16 protein-coding genes and 1 pseudogene are annotated in these 15,617 nt (G+C 72.2%); 5 read left to right on the forward strand and 12 right to left on the reverse strand.

The features are described from left to right. Nucleotides 1–11: 11 nt before the first annotated feature. Entirely contained in the window at nucleotides 12–773 is a 762-nt protein-coding gene (locus KBY19_RS20995) for an MBL fold metallo-hydrolase (protein WP_210966394.1), read from the reverse strand. A gap of 233 nt (nucleotides 774–1,006) precedes the next feature. On the opposite strand from KBY19_RS20995, the gene KBY19_RS21000 reads away from it, so the two are divergent. Further along, nucleotides 1,007–1,423: a hypothetical protein gene (locus KBY19_RS21000; protein ID WP_099881294.1), complete on the forward strand. Its 417-nt coding sequence runs from the start codon at nucleotides 1,007–1,009 to the stop codon at nucleotides 1,421–1,423. A gap of 13 nt (nucleotides 1,424–1,436) precedes the next feature. On the opposite strand, the gene KBY19_RS21005 is transcribed toward KBY19_RS21000, so the two are convergent. From KBY19_RS21005 to clpS, 7 genes and pseudogenes are all read right to left on the reverse strand, one after another. Further along, nucleotides 1,437–2,387 (reverse strand): PLP-dependent cysteine synthase family protein, encoded by a 951-nt coding sequence (locus tag KBY19_RS21005; RefSeq protein WP_099881296.1) that lies wholly within the window; start codon nucleotides 2,385–2,387, stop codon nucleotides 1,437–1,439. Nucleotides 2,388–2,554: 167 nt separating this feature from the next. Then, nucleotides 2,555–2,827, reverse strand: a pseudogene (locus tag KBY19_RS36700) (MoaD/ThiS family protein); the annotation flags it as partial. Between the two features lie 142 nt (nucleotides 2,828–2,969). Continuing rightward, nucleotides 2,970–3,080: a putative leader peptide gene (locus KBY19_RS37805; RefSeq protein ID WP_355448502.1), complete on the reverse strand. Its 111-nt coding sequence runs from the start codon at nucleotides 3,078–3,080 to the stop codon at nucleotides 2,970–2,972. Between the two features lie 117 nt (nucleotides 3,081–3,197). Further along, entirely contained in the window at nucleotides 3,198–3,623 is a 426-nt protein-coding gene (locus KBY19_RS21015; protein ID WP_099881302.1) for a Mov34/MPN/PAD-1 family protein, read from the reverse strand. Between the two features lie 89 nt (nucleotides 3,624–3,712). After that, a complete protein-coding gene (locus KBY19_RS21020) occupies nucleotides 3,713–5,143 on the reverse strand; it encodes an amino acid permease (RefSeq protein WP_185019405.1) in 1,431 nt (476 codons plus the stop codon). A gap of 358 nt (nucleotides 5,144–5,501) precedes the next feature. After that, nucleotides 5,502–6,203, reverse strand: a complete 702-nt coding sequence (locus KBY19_RS21025; protein ID WP_210966396.1) for a DUF2017 domain-containing protein — start codon at nucleotides 6,201–6,203, stop codon at nucleotides 5,502–5,504. Beyond that, nucleotides 6,203–6,517, reverse strand: a complete 315-nt coding sequence (gene clpS / locus KBY19_RS21030; RefSeq protein WP_099881308.1) for an ATP-dependent Clp protease adapter ClpS — start codon at nucleotides 6,515–6,517, stop codon at nucleotides 6,203–6,205. The genes KBY19_RS21025 and clpS overlap by 1 nt, the downstream gene beginning before the upstream one ends. A gap of 180 nt (nucleotides 6,518–6,697) precedes the next feature. On the opposite strand from clpS, the gene KBY19_RS21035 reads away from it, so the two are divergent. After that, on the forward strand, nucleotides 6,698–8,017 hold the full coding sequence (locus tag KBY19_RS21035) for a nicotinate phosphoribosyltransferase (protein ID WP_099881311.1): 1,320 nt from the start codon (nucleotides 6,698–6,700) through the stop codon (nucleotides 8,015–8,017). Between the two features lie 195 nt (nucleotides 8,018–8,212). Beyond that, nucleotides 8,213–8,806, forward strand: coding sequence for an isochorismatase family protein (locus KBY19_RS21040; RefSeq protein WP_099881313.1), 594 nt, complete (start codon nucleotides 8,213–8,215; stop codon nucleotides 8,804–8,806). A 66-nt stretch (nucleotides 8,807–8,872) separates the two neighbouring features. Here the strand turns inward: KBY19_RS21040 and KBY19_RS36705 are convergent, their stop codons facing one another. After that, nucleotides 8,873–9,139 carry a hypothetical protein gene (locus KBY19_RS36705; RefSeq protein ID WP_307843573.1) on the reverse strand — a complete coding sequence of 89 codons (267 nt, stop codon included), beginning with the start codon at nucleotides 9,137–9,139 and terminating at the stop codon, nucleotides 8,873–8,875. Between the two features lie 944 nt (nucleotides 9,140–10,083). Between KBY19_RS36705 and KBY19_RS21050 the strand changes: the two genes are divergently transcribed. Continuing rightward, nucleotides 10,084–10,398 carry a hypothetical protein gene (locus KBY19_RS21050; RefSeq protein WP_099881315.1) on the forward strand — a complete coding sequence of 105 codons (315 nt, stop codon included), beginning with the start codon at nucleotides 10,084–10,086 and terminating at the stop codon, nucleotides 10,396–10,398. 121 nt (nucleotides 10,399–10,519) lie between these two features. On the opposite strand, the gene KBY19_RS21055 is transcribed toward KBY19_RS21050, so the two are convergent. Then, nucleotides 10,520–11,275: an RDD family protein gene (locus KBY19_RS21055; protein ID WP_099881317.1), complete on the reverse strand. Its 756-nt coding sequence runs from the start codon at nucleotides 11,273–11,275 to the stop codon at nucleotides 10,520–10,522. 163 nt (nucleotides 11,276–11,438) lie between these two features. Further along, complete coding sequence (locus KBY19_RS21060) at nucleotides 11,439–13,259, reverse strand: RDD family protein (RefSeq protein ID WP_210966398.1); 1,821 nt, start codon at nucleotides 13,257–13,259, stop codon at nucleotides 11,439–11,441. Between the two features lie 451 nt (nucleotides 13,260–13,710). On the opposite strand from KBY19_RS21060, the gene KBY19_RS21065 reads away from it, so the two are divergent. Beyond that, nucleotides 13,711–14,121, forward strand: coding sequence for an SsgA family sporulation/cell division regulator (locus KBY19_RS21065; RefSeq protein ID WP_099881321.1), 411 nt, complete (start codon nucleotides 13,711–13,713; stop codon nucleotides 14,119–14,121). A gap of 57 nt (nucleotides 14,122–14,178) precedes the next feature. Here the strand turns inward: KBY19_RS21065 and KBY19_RS21070 are convergent, their stop codons facing one another. Next, on the reverse strand, nucleotides 14,179–15,546 hold the full coding sequence (locus tag KBY19_RS21070; protein WP_210966399.1) for an FAD-binding oxidoreductase: 1,368 nt from the start codon (nucleotides 15,544–15,546) through the stop codon (nucleotides 14,179–14,181). Nucleotides 15,547–15,617 lie beyond the last annotated feature (71 nt).

The raw sequence follows: 15,617 nt of genomic DNA on the forward strand, positions 1-15,617 counted from the left end.
GGCGCCGCCGCTCAGATCTCGTAGACCGCGCCGGGCCGGGCCATCTCCACCGGCCCGGCGAACACCGCTTTGGCGTCCCGCAGATTGATCTGCGGGTCCGTCCACGGCGGTACATGGGTGAGCACCAGCCGGGCGGCGCCGGCCCTGGCGGCGACCTCCCCGGCCTCCCTGCCGTTCAGATGGAGGCCGGGGATCTGCTCCTTGCCGTCCGTGAAGGACGCCTCGCACAGGAACAGATCGGCGTCGCGCGCGGCCAGTTCCAGCTCCGCGCACGGACCGGTGTCACCCGAATACGTGAGGACCCCTCCGCTCTCCTTGTGCTCGACCCGGAACGCGTACGCCTCCACCGGGTGATCGACCAGCTCCGTACGCACCCGGAACGGGCCCGCCTCGAAGCTGCCGCCGGCGGTCAGGGTGCGGAAGGCGAAGACCTCGCTCATCGACGAGTCGGAGGGCGTGTCGGCGTAGGCCGTGGTGAGCCGCTGCTCGGTGCCGGGCGGGCCGTGGACCGGGATGGGGCTGCAACGGCCACCCTCGTGGCGGTAGTAGCGCGCGACGAAGTAGCCGCACATGTCGATGCAGTGGTCGGCGTGGAGGTGGCTGAGCGCGATCACGTCGAGGTCGTAGAGGCCGCAGTGACGCTGGAGCTCACCGAGCGCGCCGTTGCCCATGTCCAGGAGCAACCGGAAACCGTCGGCTTCGACGAGATAGCTCGAACAGGCCGATTCCGTGGACGGAAACGACCCGGAACAGCCGACGACGGTGAGCTTCATGGAGTGGGAACCTCCGTTGACGGCCTGCGGGAGAAGTCCCCATGTCGTTGACGAGGGGACTTCCGAGCGTAAGCCGCGCGGGTCGGGGTGACTCCTCGATGGGGCGGCGGTGTGGGCGGAATCACCAGCCCGGGGTAGCGTCGTTCCCCGGAGGACCCCGACGCAAACGCCGCACGGTGTTGCGGCAGACACCCGCACAGGCCGGAGTGTCCCGGCCGGAGCTTGGGGAGGAGATGAACACCTCGTGGTGGCTCGCCCTCGGCGGCGTCGCGCTGCTCGCCTTCGTGGCGGCACTCGTCGACGGCCGGGGCCGGCTGGGCCCCCGCCGCCGAGCCCTGCCGGCCCGCTCCGCGCAGCGCGGTGGCAGGTCGCCGCTCCCCCGGCCCGGTGAGATCTGGCGCACCAGCCTGCCGGACGGCAGCGAGCCGCTCTTCCTGGTGCTCGCGGTACGCACGGACGGCGCCCGGCTCGCCCGGCTGACGCGCGAGCCCTCGGCGCTGCCCGTACTGCCGGACGACGACCCGGCCGGGCCCGCCTATCTGCAGCCGGACGCCCTGGCCGAGGCCGGTCTCGCCCGGCTCCTCGACCGCTGCGGCGAGGTGGACGCCGAGACCTGGGAGCAGGTCAGCCGGATGCTGCGGCTGCGGTGACCCCAGGCGCGGCCTACGCCCACAGCTGGCCCTGGACGGTGGCGATCGCCGCCTCGTCGGACTCGGCCGTGTACAGGCCCGTCGACAGGTACTTCCAGCCGCCGTCCGCGACGAGGAAGACGACATCGGCGCTCTGGCCGGCCCGTACCGCCTTACGGCCCACCCCGATCGCGGCGTGCAGCGCGGCACCCGTGGACACACCCGCGAAGATGCCCTCCTTCGCGAGCAGTTCCCGGGTGCGGGTGACCGCGTCCGCCGAGCCGACCGAGAAGCGGGTGGTGAGCACGGACTCGTCGTACAGCTCCGGCACGAAGCCCTCGTCCAGGTTGCGCAGCCCGTACACCAGGTCGTCGTAGCGCGGCTCGGCGGCGACGATCTGGATGTCCGGACGGTGCTCGCGCAGATAGCGGCCCGCCCCCATCAGCGTGCCGGTGGTGCCCAGGCCCGCGACGAAGTGGGTGACCGACGGCAGGTCGGCGAGGATCTCGGGGCCCGTGGTGGCGTAGTGCGCACCCGCGTTGTCCGGGTTGCCGTACTGGTAGAGCATCACCCAGTCCGGATGCTCGGCCGCCAGCTCCTTGGCCACCCGTACCGCGGTGTTGGAGCCGCCGGCCGCGGGGGACGAGATGATCTCCGCGCCCCACATGGCCAGCAGCTGGCGGCGCTCCTCGCTGGTGTTCTCCGGCATGACGCAGACGATGCGGTAGCCCTTGAGCCTGGCCGCCATCGCCAGCGAGATGCCGGTGTTTCCGGAGGTCGGCTCCAGGATGGTGCAGCCGGGGCGCAACCGGCCGTCCTTCTCCGCCTGTTCGACCATGTGCAGGGCCGGGCGGTCCTTGACGGAGCCGGTCGGATTGCGGTCCTCCAGCTTCGCCCAGATGCGCACGTCCTCGGAGGGCGAGAGCTTCGGGAGCCGTACGAGTGGCGTGTTGCCGACCGCGTCGAGCGGGGAGTCGTAGCGCATCAGCGCATTCCGCCCGCCCGTCGCCCGGCCACCACCCCTGTACGACGGGGCTCCGCCCCGGCGCCGCCTGCCCGTCGCCCGGCCACCGCCCCTGTACGACGGGACTCCGCCCCGGCGCCGCCTGCCCGTCGCCCGGCCACCGCCCCTGTACGACGGGACTCCGCCCCGGCGCCGCCGGCTACGGCGGGCAGGATCGTGATGCTGTCGCCGTCGCCGACCTCGGTGGAGATGCCGTCCAGGAAGCGCACGTCCTCGTCGTTGAGGTAGACGTTGACGAAGCGGCGCAGCTCACCGCCGTCCACCAGGCGGTCCTGGATGCCGGTGTGGCGGCTCTCCAGGTCGGCGAAGAGCTCACCGATGGTGCTGCCCGTGCCCTCGACCGCCTTCTGGCCGTCGGTGTAGGTGCGAAGGATGGTCGGAATGCGGACCTCGATGGCCATGAGAGTGCTCCTGTCGGAGAGGGAGAGTGCGGCTGTGGCTGTGCTGTGGACAGGCGGACGCGCGGACGCCCCGCGGTGCGGGGCGAGGACGGACGGGCTCGGCGGCCTCCCGGCCGGGCGGCCCCCACAGGGACGGCGCCCGTCAGGCCTGCCGACAGATCGCGCTGGCGAGGCGGCACAGGTCGACGTGCAGGCGCGCCACGAGCAGCATGCCCGGGGTCTTCTCGAATGCGCTCACGTCGTGGACAACCATGGGCTCATCGTAACGATTCCCGACGGCGGAATCGGATGTGCGTTTCATGATGCGGACCGATTCGTCTCACGTGCACCGGACAGCGACTCCCGGCCGCCCGCTGTCCCGGCTCTGCGCTCAGTAGCTCTCGACGACCTCGACCTCTTCCTCGGTCACCTCGCCGTCCACGATGCGGAACGAGCGGAAGGAGAAGGGCCCCTCGTCGTTGCCGCACTCGGCGGTGGAGACGAGGACGTAGTGGGCGCCGGGCTCGTTGGCGTAGGAGATGTCCGTACGGGAGGGGTAGGCCTCGGTGGCCGTGTGCGAGTGGTAGATCACGACCGGCTCCTCGTCCCGGTCGTCCATCTCGCGGTAGAGCTTGAGCAGGTCGGTCGAGTCGAACTCGTAGAAGGTCGGCGAGCGCGCCGCGTTCAGCATCGGGATGAAGCGCTCGGGACGGCCCTCGCCGACCGGCCCCGCGATCACGCCGCACGCCTCGTCGGGGTGGTCCGCACGGGCGTGGGCGACGATCCGGTCGTGCAGCTCCTGTGTGATGGTCAGCATGGGGGCAAGGATAAGCACGGGGCCGGCGGCGCTCCGGCCGGCCACCGGCCCTGCCCCGCGCACTGTGCCCGGCCCCTACCCGGTGGGCGTCAGGGCTGCTTGGCGAAGACGTGCGGGGTGCGCGCCTTGACCACGAAGTAGGCGACGGTCAGCAGCGCCGCCCAGATCGGCGCCGCGTAGAGCGAGACCCGGGCGTCCTTGTCGAAGCCCATCAGCACGATCACCAGGAAGATGAAGGCCAGGGCCGCGATGCCGGTCCAGGGCGCGCCGGGCATCCGGAACTCCGAGCGCGGCAGCTCGCCGCGGTCGGCCTTGGCCCGGTAGCGCAGCTGCGAGAAGAGAATCATGATCCAGGCCCACATGCCGGAGATGGTCGCGAAGGAGACGACGTAGTCGAAGGCCTTGGACGGCCACTCGTAGTTGATCCATACGCCGACCATCATCAGCGCGGCCGAGACCGTGGTGCCGAGGAACGGCAGCCCGGCCTTGGACAGCCTGGTGAACAGCCTCGGGCCCTGTCCGTTGAGCGCCAGGTCACGCAGCATCCGGCCGGTGGAGTACATGCCGGAGTTGCAGGAGGAGAGCGCCGCGGTCAGCACCACGAAGTTGACGATGCCCGCACCCGCCGGCAGCCCGATCTTCCGGAAGGCCTCGACGAACGGGCTGGTGCCCGGCTCGAACGCGGTCCAGGAGACGACGGAGAGGATGACGATCAGCGAGCCGATGTAGAAGAGCGCGATACGCCACGGCACCGTCTTGATCGCCCGCGGCAGGGCCTTGGCCGGGTTGGCCGCCTCACCCGCGGTGACACCGACCAGCTCGACGGCGAGGAAGGAGAACATCACGATCTGCAGCGTCATCAGCGTGCCGCCGATGCCCTTGGGGAAGATCCCGCCGTGCTGGTAGAGATTACCGACCGACGCGGTGTCGCCGGCCTGCGAGAAGCCCAGGGTGAGCACGCCGATGCCGATCAGGATCATGCCGACGATCGCGGTGACCTTGACCATCGAGAACCAGAACTCCAGCTCACCGAAGAGCTTCACGGAGACCAGGTTGATGCCGTAAAGGGCGATGGTGAACACCAGCGCGGAGATCCACGGTGCGACGTTCCACCAGTAGTTCACATACGTCGCGGCCGCCGTGACCTCGGTGATGCCGGTGACGACCCAGAAGAGCCAGTACGTCCAGCCCGTGACGAAGCCCCAGTACGGCCCGAGCAGCTCCCGCGCGTACTCGGAGAACGAGCCGGAGACCGGGCGGTACATCAGCAGCTCGCCCAGCGCGCGCATGATCAGGTAGATGACGGCGCCCGCGACGAGGTACGCCAGGATGATGCTGGGGCCGGCCTTGTGGATGGACTTGCCGGCACCGAGGAAGAGCCCGGTCCCGATGGCGCCGCCGATGGCGATCATCTGGATCTGACGGCCGCCGAGCCCCCGCTGATAGCCCTCGGAGGAGCCGCCGCCCTCGACCGCGTCGAGGACACCCGCCGCGCTGCTGTCCACCCCGGTGCCGGGCATCGGGTCCGGTACCGGGTCGTGGTCTTCGACCTCGGAGGTCATGTGGTGCGCCTTTCTCCATACCGATCCGGCCTCTTCCGGATCGGGTCCCGATCCCCCCGGCTGGAGTTGTGCGTGCCGACGGTCGGCCGGCGGTGCACCGCTGGGCGGGCAGGGGTGGTGCCCGGCGGAACAGCGGATCCGTGCAGGTGTACCACGCAGAGGCGTTCATGACGCACCGCGCCGGTGGGGGACATAAGGGATGAAGAAGGGCGCCTCCTCAGGAAAGTCCGCCCTCATGACGGGTTCGTCAGTCGGTTTTTACCGTCCGATTAACGAACCCGGGCACCCGATCGCCGGGCCGAGCCGCGGCGGCCCGTCAGGGCATCAGCGTCTCGACCAACGTCTCCTGGAGGCCGCCCAGCCACAGATAGGCCATCACCATCGGCTTGCGCTCGTCGGAGTCGGGCAGCTGGTAGAGCTCGTCGTCGCTGTCGTCGCTCACCTGGAGGCGGGTGCCGATGGCCAGCCGCAGATCGTTGAGGGCGCCCAGCCACTGCTGGGACTCCTGCGGGGTGAGGGTGAGCACGGCTCCCTGCTCCCCCGGGGTCAGCGCGTCCAGCGTGCGCACCACGGCCAGCCCGTCCTCCCGCTTGCGGGCCCGCAGGTCGTTCTCCGTGTAGCGGCGGAACTCGGCGGAGGCCGCCCGGTCCCGCTTGGCGCGTGCGGCCTCCTCGCTGTCCGGCGCCTGCCCCTCGGGGGGTGCGGCACCGGGCCCGGGGCCGTAGGCGTCGGGGAAGAGCCGGGCCAGCGCCGGGTCGGCGGGCGGCTCGCTGGGGCCGTCGGCGAACGGCGGCCAGGAGACGGCCTCGATGCCCGCCAGCTCGTCGTCCACGCTGTTGCCGCCGCCCTCCCCGCGGGACCCGGCGTCGTGCGGCGAGCGGGGCTGGTCGGCGGGTTCGTCCCCGGGGCCGATCAGCTCCAGCAGCTGCACCACCAGGCTGCGCAGGATCGAGATCTCCACCTCGTCCAGCGCGATGGCGGCGCCACCGTCCTCGGTCGGCTCGAAGTGCCCTGCCATCAGCGGTCCTGGGTGAGCGTGGCCCACAGGCCGTAGCTGTGCATGGCCTGCACGTCGCGCTCCATCTCCTCGCGGGTACCGCTGGAGACGATGGCGCGCCCCTTGTGGTGGACGTCGAGCATCAGCTTCTTCGCCTTCTCCTTCGAATAGCCGAAGTACGCCTGGAACACGTACGTCACATAGCTCATGAGGTTGACCGGGTCGTTGTGCACGACGGTCACCCAGGGCACATCCGGCTCAGGAACCTCCACGGGTTCCTCGGTGGTCTCCGGGCGCTCGATCTCCGTTGGGGTGGCGACACTCACAGGTCCCATGCTGCCACCCGGCACCCCGGCCCGCCCAAACGGCACCTCCCTTCACCGTATATCGTCAAGCTGACGAGATCCGGGGTAGGCTCGAAAGCGACCGACCCGAACACACGAGGTGAGGCAGCAGTGCTGGATTCCCCAGGGGGGCAGCCCCCGAAAGACTCCCGGCAGGAACACGCCCGGCGGATGGAGACGGGACTGCCGGTGGCCGTGCCCTCCACGGCACTCTTCACCGACCAGTACGAGCTGACCATGCTCCAGGCCGCGCTGCGCGGCGGGACCGCCGAGCGCCGCTCCGTCTTCGAGGTCTTCACCCGCCGGCTCCCCGAGGGCCGCCGCTACGGCGTCGTGGCGGGCACCGGGCGGGTGCTGGACGCGGTGGAGAACTTCCGCTTCGACGACCAGCTGCTCGACTTCCTGCGCGAGACCAGGGTGGTCGACGAGCCGACCCTCCGGTGGCTGGCCGACTATCGCTTCACGGGCGACATCGTCGGCTATCCGGAGGGCGAGGTGTACTTCCCCGGCTCGCCCATCCTGCGGGTGGAGGGCACCTTCGCCGAGTGCGTGTTGCTGGAGACGGTGATCCTCTCCATCCTCAACCACGACTCCGCCGTGGCGGCCGCCGCCTCCCGGATGGCCGTCGCCGCCGCCGACCGGCCGCTGATCGAGATGGGTGCCCGCCGCACCCATGAGCTCGGCGCCGTCGCCGCCGCCCGCGCCGCCTATGTGGGCGGCTTCGACACCACCTCCGACCTGGCCGCCGGCTTCCGCTACGGCATCCCCACCGTCGGCACCAGCGCCCACGCCTTCACCCTGCTGCACGACACCGAACGGGACGCTTTCACCGCGCAGGTCGAGTCGCTGGGCAGCGGTACGACGCTGCTGGTGGACACCTACGACGTGGCCGAGGCCGTCCGTACGGCCGTGGAGGTCGCCGGCCCCGGCCTCGGCGCCGTCCGGATCGACTCCGGGGATCTGCTGCTGGTGGCCCACCGGGTGCGCCAGCAGCTCGACGAGCTGGGTGCGGACCGCACCCGGATCGTGGTCACCAGCGACCTGGACGAGTACGCCATCGCCTCGCTGGCGGCGGCGCCCGTGGACGCGTACGGCGTCGGCACCCAGTTGGTCACCGGCAGCGGCCATCCGACCTGCTCGATGGTCTACAAGCTGGTCGCCCGCGCCGACTCCACCGAGCCGGGCGCCGCGCTGAGCCCGGTCGCCAAGCGCTCGACCGGCGGCAAGACCTCCATCGGCGGCGCCAAGTGGGCGGCCCGGCCGCTGGACGCGGACGGCGTGGCCGAGGCGGAGATCGTGGGCACCGGCGAGGTACCGCCCGAGCTGGCCGACCATCTCCTTCAGGTGCGGCTGGTCGACAAGGGCACCGTCGTCGGCCGCGAGCCCCTGGACGCCGCCCGCGAACGCCACCGCGCGGCCCGCGCCCGGCTCCCGCTGTCGGCGACCCAGCTCTCCCGCGGCGAGCCGGTGCTGCCGGTCGAGCACGTGTAACCCCCGGTACGGGTGGGGGCCGCATACCGGCGCCCACCCACTGCCGCGGGACCCCTCGAGTGTCTAGGCTCGGAGGTGACGGGCGGCGGTCCCTGACGCCACACCGAAGACTTCCCAGGCCCCACCGAGGACTCCGGCGGTCGCCGGCCACGGTCCGTCCCACCCAGTCGACCCACCAGCCGAAAGGTGTGCACCATGCACCGGGCACTGATCGTCGTGGACGTGCAGAACGACTTCTGCGAAGGCGGCAGCCTCGCCGTCGCGGGCGGCGCCGACGTCGCCGCCGCCATCACCGACCTGGTCGGGGACGCCTCCGCCGGATACCGCCATGTCGTCGCGACCCGGGACACGCACATCGATCCCGGCGACCACTTCTCCGCCGACCCCGACTTCCGGCGCTCCTGGCCCCCGCACTGCGTGGCCGGCACCGAGGGCGTCGGCTTCCACCCCAACTTCGCCCCCGCCGTCGCCTCGGGCTCGATCGAGGCGGTCTTCGACAAGGGCGCCTACACCGCCGCCTACAGCGGCTTCGAGGGCGCCGACGAGAACGGGACCGCGCTGGCCGACTGGCTGCGCGAGCGGGACGTCACCGAGGTGGACGTCGTCGGGATCGCCACGGACCACTGCGTACGCGAGACGGCGCTGGACGCCGCCCGGGAGGGCTTCCGCACCCAGGTGCTGCTGGATCTGACCGCGGGTGTCGCCGACGAGAGCGTCCAGCAGGCGCTGGACGCCCTGCGGGAGGCCGGAGTGGAGCTGACCGGCAAGCCGGTGGTCGCTTCCTCCTGACGCCCCTCCCGGCCCCGGGCCGGGCGGCGCGCGGGTTCCCCGCGCCCCTTCGGGCGCGGGGCGGGCTCAGGCCGGGGTGACGCGCAGCAGGGCGGCGATCGGGCGCCAGGAGTTGCGGTCGTCGTCGGGCACGGCGCGCCACACCAGGCCCTCCGGGTGGTGCAGGACCGCCGTGACCTCGTCGGCCGTGGGCGGCTCGGCGTTGCCGCGCAAATAGATCGCACGCAGCCCGAGGTTCCGCAGCCTGGTCAGGGCGCGGGCCCGGTTGCGGGAGTGCACCAGCACCCGGACGCGTTGCTCCTCGCCGGGTCTGCGGACCGTCGCCTCACGCACCGTGTGCGGTTCGTCCGCAAACGCCGACCAGCGCCGCGACGCCGGCAGCAGCCCGCCGCGGCCGCCGGGCGCGGTCGCGGCGGAGCGACGCGTTCCGGCGCCGCTCCTGCTCCGCGTGCCCGGGGCAGCGGCGTCTGCGGCACCGGCTGCGGCGCCGTGCGGCTCGCGTGGCACCGGAAGCGTCAGCGCGACGATCACGCTGCCGTCCGGAAGCCTGACGAATCCGCCTCCTGACATGATCACCATCTCCCCCGTGAGACTCGTTCGGGTCGGTCGATACGGGGCCTCCACGAGGTGGCCCCACCGTGCATCTAAACGCGATCGAGCGCCGACCGCCAGGGGGTAACGGATGATCATGTTTTGACCTGCAACGATGCAAACAAATTCATACCCAGGTTGCACAGTCATCGATCACCTGTACGCAGCAACCCGCTCGTGGATCTTCACGCCGCCTTCACTGTCCGTAGTTGTGGCATTCTGTGGGCCGTTTTAGGGGGTTTTACGCGGAATACCCCGGGTGGTTGAAGCGGCTACTACTTTCGGTGTCGCCATTGGGCCGACCGCTGGCAACAGCAGGAGTCACTACCGCCGACCCGGGAAGCGGAATCCTCAACTCCCCATCAGATAGCGGGTGCGAACATCGGTACGGGGCGTTGGCCGCCGCGCACGAGCCGCCCCTGCGCCGGGCGTCGGACACGGCCGGCACGCGACTCGCGCAAGGCCCCACTCCCGTCCGGCAGTTGGGACGGCCGAGGCCCTGTGCGCCAGTGCGCCCCCCGTGCAACTAAGGCGTGGGTCACCTCACGCTTGCCGTGCTTTCCGCCAGGGCATGCCGGACCGTAGAGTCGTTCGATGGCGCCCCGTTTGTACCGAGGCAACGCGTAGCGCACAACGACCTGTTCACACGTTCAGACCGTGCCCACACCCCCGAGGACGGATCCGCCATGCCGCGTCCGAACCCCGCCCAACTCGTCTACGGCTCGGCCACCGTCATGTGTTCCACGCTCGCCATGCTGCTGATCTCCGGGGCCCGCTCAGGGCCCTGGATCGCCGTGATCGCATTCGCAGCCCTCGTACTTGGCCTGCTGGTGGCACTGACCGTTGCCTCCGCCCGCTCAACGCGCGCAGGACGCCGGGCCGTCGGCAGCGTGGTCGCCGCCACCGGCAGCCCCCGCCCCGAAGCGCAGCCGGCCCCCGTGCCCGCCCAGCACGCGACCTCGGCGCCCGCGGCGACGGCGGGCCTGGGAGCCCGCCACTGACGCGAACGACGCGCCCGCCCGGGCCCACGATTCTGGCCCTCCACCGGCCGCCGCGCCAAGAGTTGACTCCGCCGTGCCCGCTGCCGGCGCGCGAACCCACGCGCGCCACCGGGGCAGGCCGTCAGTCCGCCGCGACCACCACCGTGCGGGCCGCCTTGTCGTGCAAACACTGCTGATACGGCTTGTCCCAGGTACAGAAGAGCACGTTCACCAGCCAGAACAGCGAGCCCACACACGGCACCAGCGGGGGGATCTGGTAGACGGCCACCCGCAGCCAGCCCGGCGAACCCGCCGGTACGGCACCGTTCTGCAACATGGCCACCCGGATGCGCATCAGTTTCTTGCCCACCGTCTGGCCCGAGTTCGTCAGCATCAGCCCCTCGTAGAGGAAGTAGGCCAGGGTGTAGCCGAGCTGCGGCCAGTAGCTGATACCGGTGTCGGTCGAATAGCCCCCCTCGACCACCCCGGCGATGATGCCGATCGGAATGGCGATCAGCAGCGCGTCGATGATGCGCGCCAGCAGACGCCTGCCCCGGGACGCCAACGGCGCCATGCCCGCGAGGGGATCCGCGGCGCCCGCCGGGCCACCGTACGGGTTGTCGTACGGACTTCCGTAACCGCCGCCGTATCCGCCGCCCGGGCCGCCCGCGGGACCGCCGCCCGTGGGAGGCGGCGGCGGATCCCCGTACGGCATCCCCGGACCGCCCGGTGGCGGAGACCCGCCGCCGGGCGGCTCCTGGCCGGGCGCCTGCCCGCCCGCCCCGGGACGCTGTGGTCCCTGCCCCGGGCCCGGAGACCGCGGCTGCTCGGACTCCTGCGGCTCCTGCGGGTCCTGCCGCTTGCGGAACGGATCGTTCTCCGGCTGCTCCGTGCTCATGGCCCGAGTGCACAGCCCCCGCGGCCCCGCCGCATCCGGGGCGGGCTGTTCGGGGGACGGGGCACCGACGCGGGCCGCACCCGCTGATTCGGGGCCGTCGGCTCCCGCCGGGCGCGCCGGGGCGTGCCGGCCTCAGACTCCTTCGGCTGTCACGCCCCGGGCGTCACAGCCTGACTTCACCGTCGCCCGCGCTGCCCTTGGCCACGAACGTGCCGGCCACCTTGTCGTGCCAGCACTGCCGCCACGGGCGGTCGAACAAGCACCACGCGGCATTGACCAGCCCGACCACCAGCAGCCCCAGCACCCCGTGCACCAGCCAGCGCGCGACCGCCCTGCCGAAGGTGGGCTTCTGATAGCCCTCGATGTTCAGCACCGAGAGCCCGAACAGCTTCTTGCCGAGCGTGCGGCCCCAGCGGGCCGTCGGCACCACCTCGTAGACCAGCCCGAACAGCAGCAGAACACCCACGACCACGGCCAGATAGCCGCCCGTGGTGCCGTCGATCAGCCACACCCGCTGGGTCACGCCCGCCTGCTCGACCGCCTCGATCTTGGCGTCGATGTGGTCGACCGTCCTGCCGACGAACGGGTACGCCGCACCGGCAGCCACCCCCAGGGTGAGGACCAGGTCGACGAGCCGGGCGCCCAGCCGCTTGCCCAGCGCCCCCGGCCGCGCCTCCTGGCGCGCGGCCCGCGCGAACGGGTCGTCGACGGGCGGGCGCCACGGGGTGACGGCGTCCGGGCCGCCGGTCTGCGGCTGGGCGGGCAGTCCCGCCGGCCCCGCGGGCTGCGACCAGGACGGTACGGCCGGGGCCTGCGGTCCGCCGCCCTGCTGCAGCGCCGGGCCCGCCACGGGCCCGGCCACCGGGGCGAGCCCGGCAGGCGGCCCCTGCTGCCCCTGTTGCCCCTGCTGTGCGGGCAGCTGTTGGGCGGGCAGCCCGGCCGGTCCCGCATCGAGCGCGGCCTGGGCCGGTCGGGCCGCCTCCGGCCCCGGCGATGCCTGGCGGGGCACCAACTGCCCGGCGCCCGCCGCGCCCCCGGGCGCCGGAGCCGCGGAGGGGCCGCCCCGCCCTTCGGGCGCCACACCCGCGGGCGGATTCGACGCCCCACCGGGCGCCTGGCCGGACGCTTGGCCCGGCACCTGCCGGGCCGGTGTCGCGACGCCGCCCGCCGCGTCCGGGCGCAACCCCCCGGCCGGCTGCTCGGGAACCGGCCGGGCCTGCTGGGTGCTGCCGGGGCCCTGCTCGGGCCGCTCGCCCCGCCCTCCCCCACCGGCGGCACCGGAGGCCGGGGCCTGCTCCCGACGGGCGGCGGAACCGGCCGGCGTACTCCGCTCGGGACCGCTGTCCGGTGCGGGCGACGGCGAGGAGGACGGTGAAGTCGACGGTGCGGGCGACTGCGCCTGCGAAGGCACGCCGGTCCGCGGGGGCCGGTCGCCGGTGCCGAGCACCTCGGAGCGGCGCAGGCCGACCGTCTTCTCGCGGCCGCCCTGACCCGGCAGTTCGGGCGCCGGCTCCGGACCGCTCGCACCGCTCGCGGCGGCGGTCCGGCGCTCCGTCCGGCCGGACGCGCGGCCCTCGCTGCCCCAGTCGCCGCGCGGATCGGCCGCGGGCGGCCCGAAGCCGCCCCGCGGCGAGGCGGCGGACTGGGGGCCCGGGACGGACGGCTGAACACCGGGAGCAGGGCGCTCGTCGCCGTCGCCGTCCGTGTCCAGGAAGACCGGGCCGGTCTCGTCCGAGGCCGAGCGCCGAGGGCTCGGCGGCCCCGCCGGGCCCTCCTGGTCGGCGGTGGCGGGAGGCGAGGGAGCCGTGGCGGGTGAGGACGCCACCGGCGGCGGCGCCGGCATGGGTTCACCCTCCCGTGGCTCCGGGCGACTGGTGCCCGGCACCCACGAAGAACCGTTCCAGTAACGGATGTATCCGGGGATGGACGGATCCGGATAGTACCCGGCACGGGGTGCCTCCCCATGAGTACCGGAGGGTCCCACAACCCCCAACTCCCCTCACGCACGACGTTCTTGACCAAGCCGCTGCTGCACGGCCCCGCGGCCCCGCCGCCCGTGGTGCGGCGGGGTCCTCCGCCTGTCCGAGAAGGACAGTAAGGAGGACAGTAACGAAGAAGACCGCGCGGGGAGGAAGCAGACGGCGGGTAAGCCCGCCTTCGAGCGACCCCGAAGGGCCCCGCCGCCCATCACCCGACCAGGCGCGAACCGCCCCCGGACACCGGTCCGCCGACCGATCGGGCGCACCGATCCGGCACCGATCGGGTGCCCGTCACGGCACGACCCGACAGCACCCACCGAACAAATCCCCGGGCCGGGAAGCGAGAAACTTTTCCGAACCCGTGTAAGAAACCGCGCCCTGCGCCCTCTCTCCCTGTGCGGGTCCCTCCCAGCGGCCCGCACAGGGGAACAGGGGACACAGGAAAGGGCGCACCGTATGCACACCGTGGTCGAACGCGAAGTGGAGATGAGGCTCGTCCTCTCGCCGGAACGCAGCGTGGCGGTACCCGCACGCTTCAGCTACCGCACGGACGATCCGTACGCCGTCCACATGACCTTCCACATCTACTCGGAGAAACCCGTCGACTGGACGTTCGCCCGCGAACTGCTGGTGAAGGGGGTGACGCAGCCGTCCGGCGACGGCGACGTACGGGTGTGGCCCACGTGCGTCGCGGGCCGCAAGATGCTGTGCCTGGCCCTCAGTTCGCCGAACGGCGACGCGCTGCTGGAGACTCCGTCCGACGTGGTGGCGGCCTGGCTGGCGCGGACGCTGCACGCGGTTCCGCAGGGGAGCGAGTCGGAAGCGCTCGGCCTGGACGAGCAGTTGATCGAACTGCTGGAACGGTGAACGGCGGCCACGCGCCGTGCACCCGCTTCTGAGGGCCGGGCCGCCGCCGCCCGGCCCTCAGAAGACCTTTCCGGGATTCAGGATGCCGTTCGGGTCGAAGGCGGTCTTGATGGCCCGGTGGAGATCGAGACCGACCTCGCCCAACTCCTGGGCGAGCCAGTCCTTCTTCAACACCCCGACCCCGTGCTCACCGGTGATCGTTCCACCCAGCTTCAGACCGAGCTCCATGATCTCGTCGAAGGAACGGCGGGCACGGCGGCACTCGTCCTCGTCGGTGGCGTCGAAACAGACGGTCGGGTGCGTGTTGCCGTCCCCCGCGTGGGCGCAGACACCGATCGTCAGCCCGTACCGTTCGGCGATCTCGGCCGTGCCCTCCAACATGTCCGCAAGCCGGCTGCGCGGTACGCACACATCGTCGATCATCGTGGTGCCCTTGACCGCCTCCAGCGCCGTGAGCGCGGCGCGCCGCCCGTTGAGCAGCAGTTCCGACTCGGCCGCGTCCTCGGCGGGCACCACCTCGCTCGCACCCGCCGCCGTACACAGTTCACCCACCGCACGCAGCTGCGGCGCCGGATCGGGAGTGTCGAACGCCGCGAGCAGCAGCGCCTCGGTGGTCTCGGGCAGGCCCATCTTCGTCATCTCGTTGACCGCCCGCAGCGTCGTGCGGTCCATCAGCTCCAGCAGCGACGGCGTATGACCCGCCTCCATGATCCGGCACACCGCGTCGCAGGCCGCAGCCGCCGACGGGAACTCGGCCGCGAGAGCGAGCTGCTGCGGCGGCTCGGCCCGCAGCGCCAGCGTGGCGCCCACCACGATCCCGAGGCTGCCCTCGGAGCCCACGAACAGCCGGGTGAGGTCGTAGCCCGCGACGCCCTTCGCCGTGCGGCGGCCGGTCGACAACAGCCGGCCGTCGGCGAGGACGACGTCGAGACCGAGCACGTACTCGGCGGTGACGCCGTACTTCACACAGCACAGGCCGCCGGAACCGGTGCCGATGTTGCCGCCGATGGTGCACATCTCCCAGCTGGAGGGATCCGGGGGATAACTCAGGCCGTACTCGGCCACCGCGCGGGAGAGCCGGGCGTTGACCACGCCCGGCTCCACCACCGCGATCCGGTCGACCGGGTTGATCTCCAGGATGCGGTCCATACGGGTGAGGGAGAGCAGGAGACAGCCGTCCGTCGCGTTGGCCGCGCCGGACAGGCCCGTGCGGGCGCCCTGCGGGACGACGGGGACCCGCAGGGCGTGCGCCGTGCGCATGGTGTGCTGCACCTGCTGGGCGGTGCGGGGGAGGACTACTGCCTGGGGGGTCCCTGCGGGGCAGAAGCTGGCCATGTCGGTGGCGTACGAGCGGAGTACGTCGGGGTCGGTCAGGACCGTGTTCGAGGGCAGGCCCTCGCGGAGCCGCCTGATGAGCTCGCTCATCCCCTCAGCCTGGCACCCCCCTTCCCCTCCGGGGAAGAGAGGGAACCACCACGGGTGGGTGGGGGCCCAGC

The organism is Streptomyces sp. B15, from assembly GCF_018070605.1.
Taxonomy (GTDB): Bacteria; Actinomycetota; Actinomycetes; order Streptomycetales; family Streptomycetaceae; genus Streptomyces; species Streptomyces smyrnaeus.

What these genes read in the sequence shown, in the direction of transcription:
- clpS (WP_099881308.1), bottom strand. Translation starts at nt 6,517, where the DNA reads ATGGGACCTGTGAGTGTCGCCACCCCAACGGAGATCGAGCGCCCGGAG.
- KBY19_RS21015 (WP_099881302.1), bottom strand. Translation starts at nt 3,623, where the DNA reads ATGCTGACCATCACACAGGAGCTGCACGACCGGATCGTCGCCCACGCC.
- KBY19_RS21025 (WP_210966396.1), bottom strand. Translation starts at nt 6,203, where the DNA reads ATGGCAGGGCACTTCGAGCCGACCGAGGACGGTGGCGCCGCCATCGCG.
- KBY19_RS21050 (WP_099881315.1), top strand. Translation starts at nt 10,084, where the DNA reads ATGCCGCGTCCGAACCCCGCCCAACTCGTCTACGGCTCGGCCACCGTC.
- KBY19_RS21000 (WP_099881294.1), top strand. Translation starts at nt 1,007, where the DNA reads ATGAACACCTCGTGGTGGCTCGCCCTCGGCGGCGTCGCGCTGCTCGCC.
- KBY19_RS20995 (WP_210966394.1), bottom strand. Translation starts at nt 773, where the DNA reads ATGAAGCTCACCGTCGTCGGCTGTTCCGGGTCGTTTCCGTCCACGGAA.
- KBY19_RS21055 (WP_099881317.1), bottom strand. Translation starts at nt 11,275, where the DNA reads ATGAGCACGGAGCAGCCGGAGAACGATCCGTTCCGCAAGCGGCAGGAC.
- KBY19_RS21035 (WP_099881311.1), top strand. Translation starts at nt 6,698, where the DNA reads ATGGAGACGGGACTGCCGGTGGCCGTGCCCTCCACGGCACTCTTCACC.
- KBY19_RS21005 (WP_099881296.1), bottom strand. Translation starts at nt 2,387, where the DNA reads ATGCGCTACGACTCCCCGCTCGACGCGGTCGGCAACACGCCACTCGTA.
- KBY19_RS21070 (WP_210966399.1), bottom strand. Translation starts at nt 15,546, where the DNA reads ATGAGCGAGCTCATCAGGCGGCTCCGCGAGGGCCTGCCCTCGAACACG.
- KBY19_RS37805 (WP_355448502.1), bottom strand. Translation starts at nt 3,080, where the DNA reads ATGGTTGTCCACGACGTGAGCGCATTCGAGAAGACCCCGGGCATGCTG.
- KBY19_RS21065 (WP_099881321.1), top strand. Translation starts at nt 13,711, where the DNA reads ATGCACACCGTGGTCGAACGCGAAGTGGAGATGAGGCTCGTCCTCTCG.
- KBY19_RS21040 (WP_099881313.1), top strand. Translation starts at nt 8,213, where the DNA reads ATGCACCGGGCACTGATCGTCGTGGACGTGCAGAACGACTTCTGCGAA.
- KBY19_RS21020 (WP_185019405.1), bottom strand. Translation starts at nt 5,143, where the DNA reads ATGCCCGGCACCGGGGTGGACAGCAGCGCGGCGGGTGTCCTCGACGCG.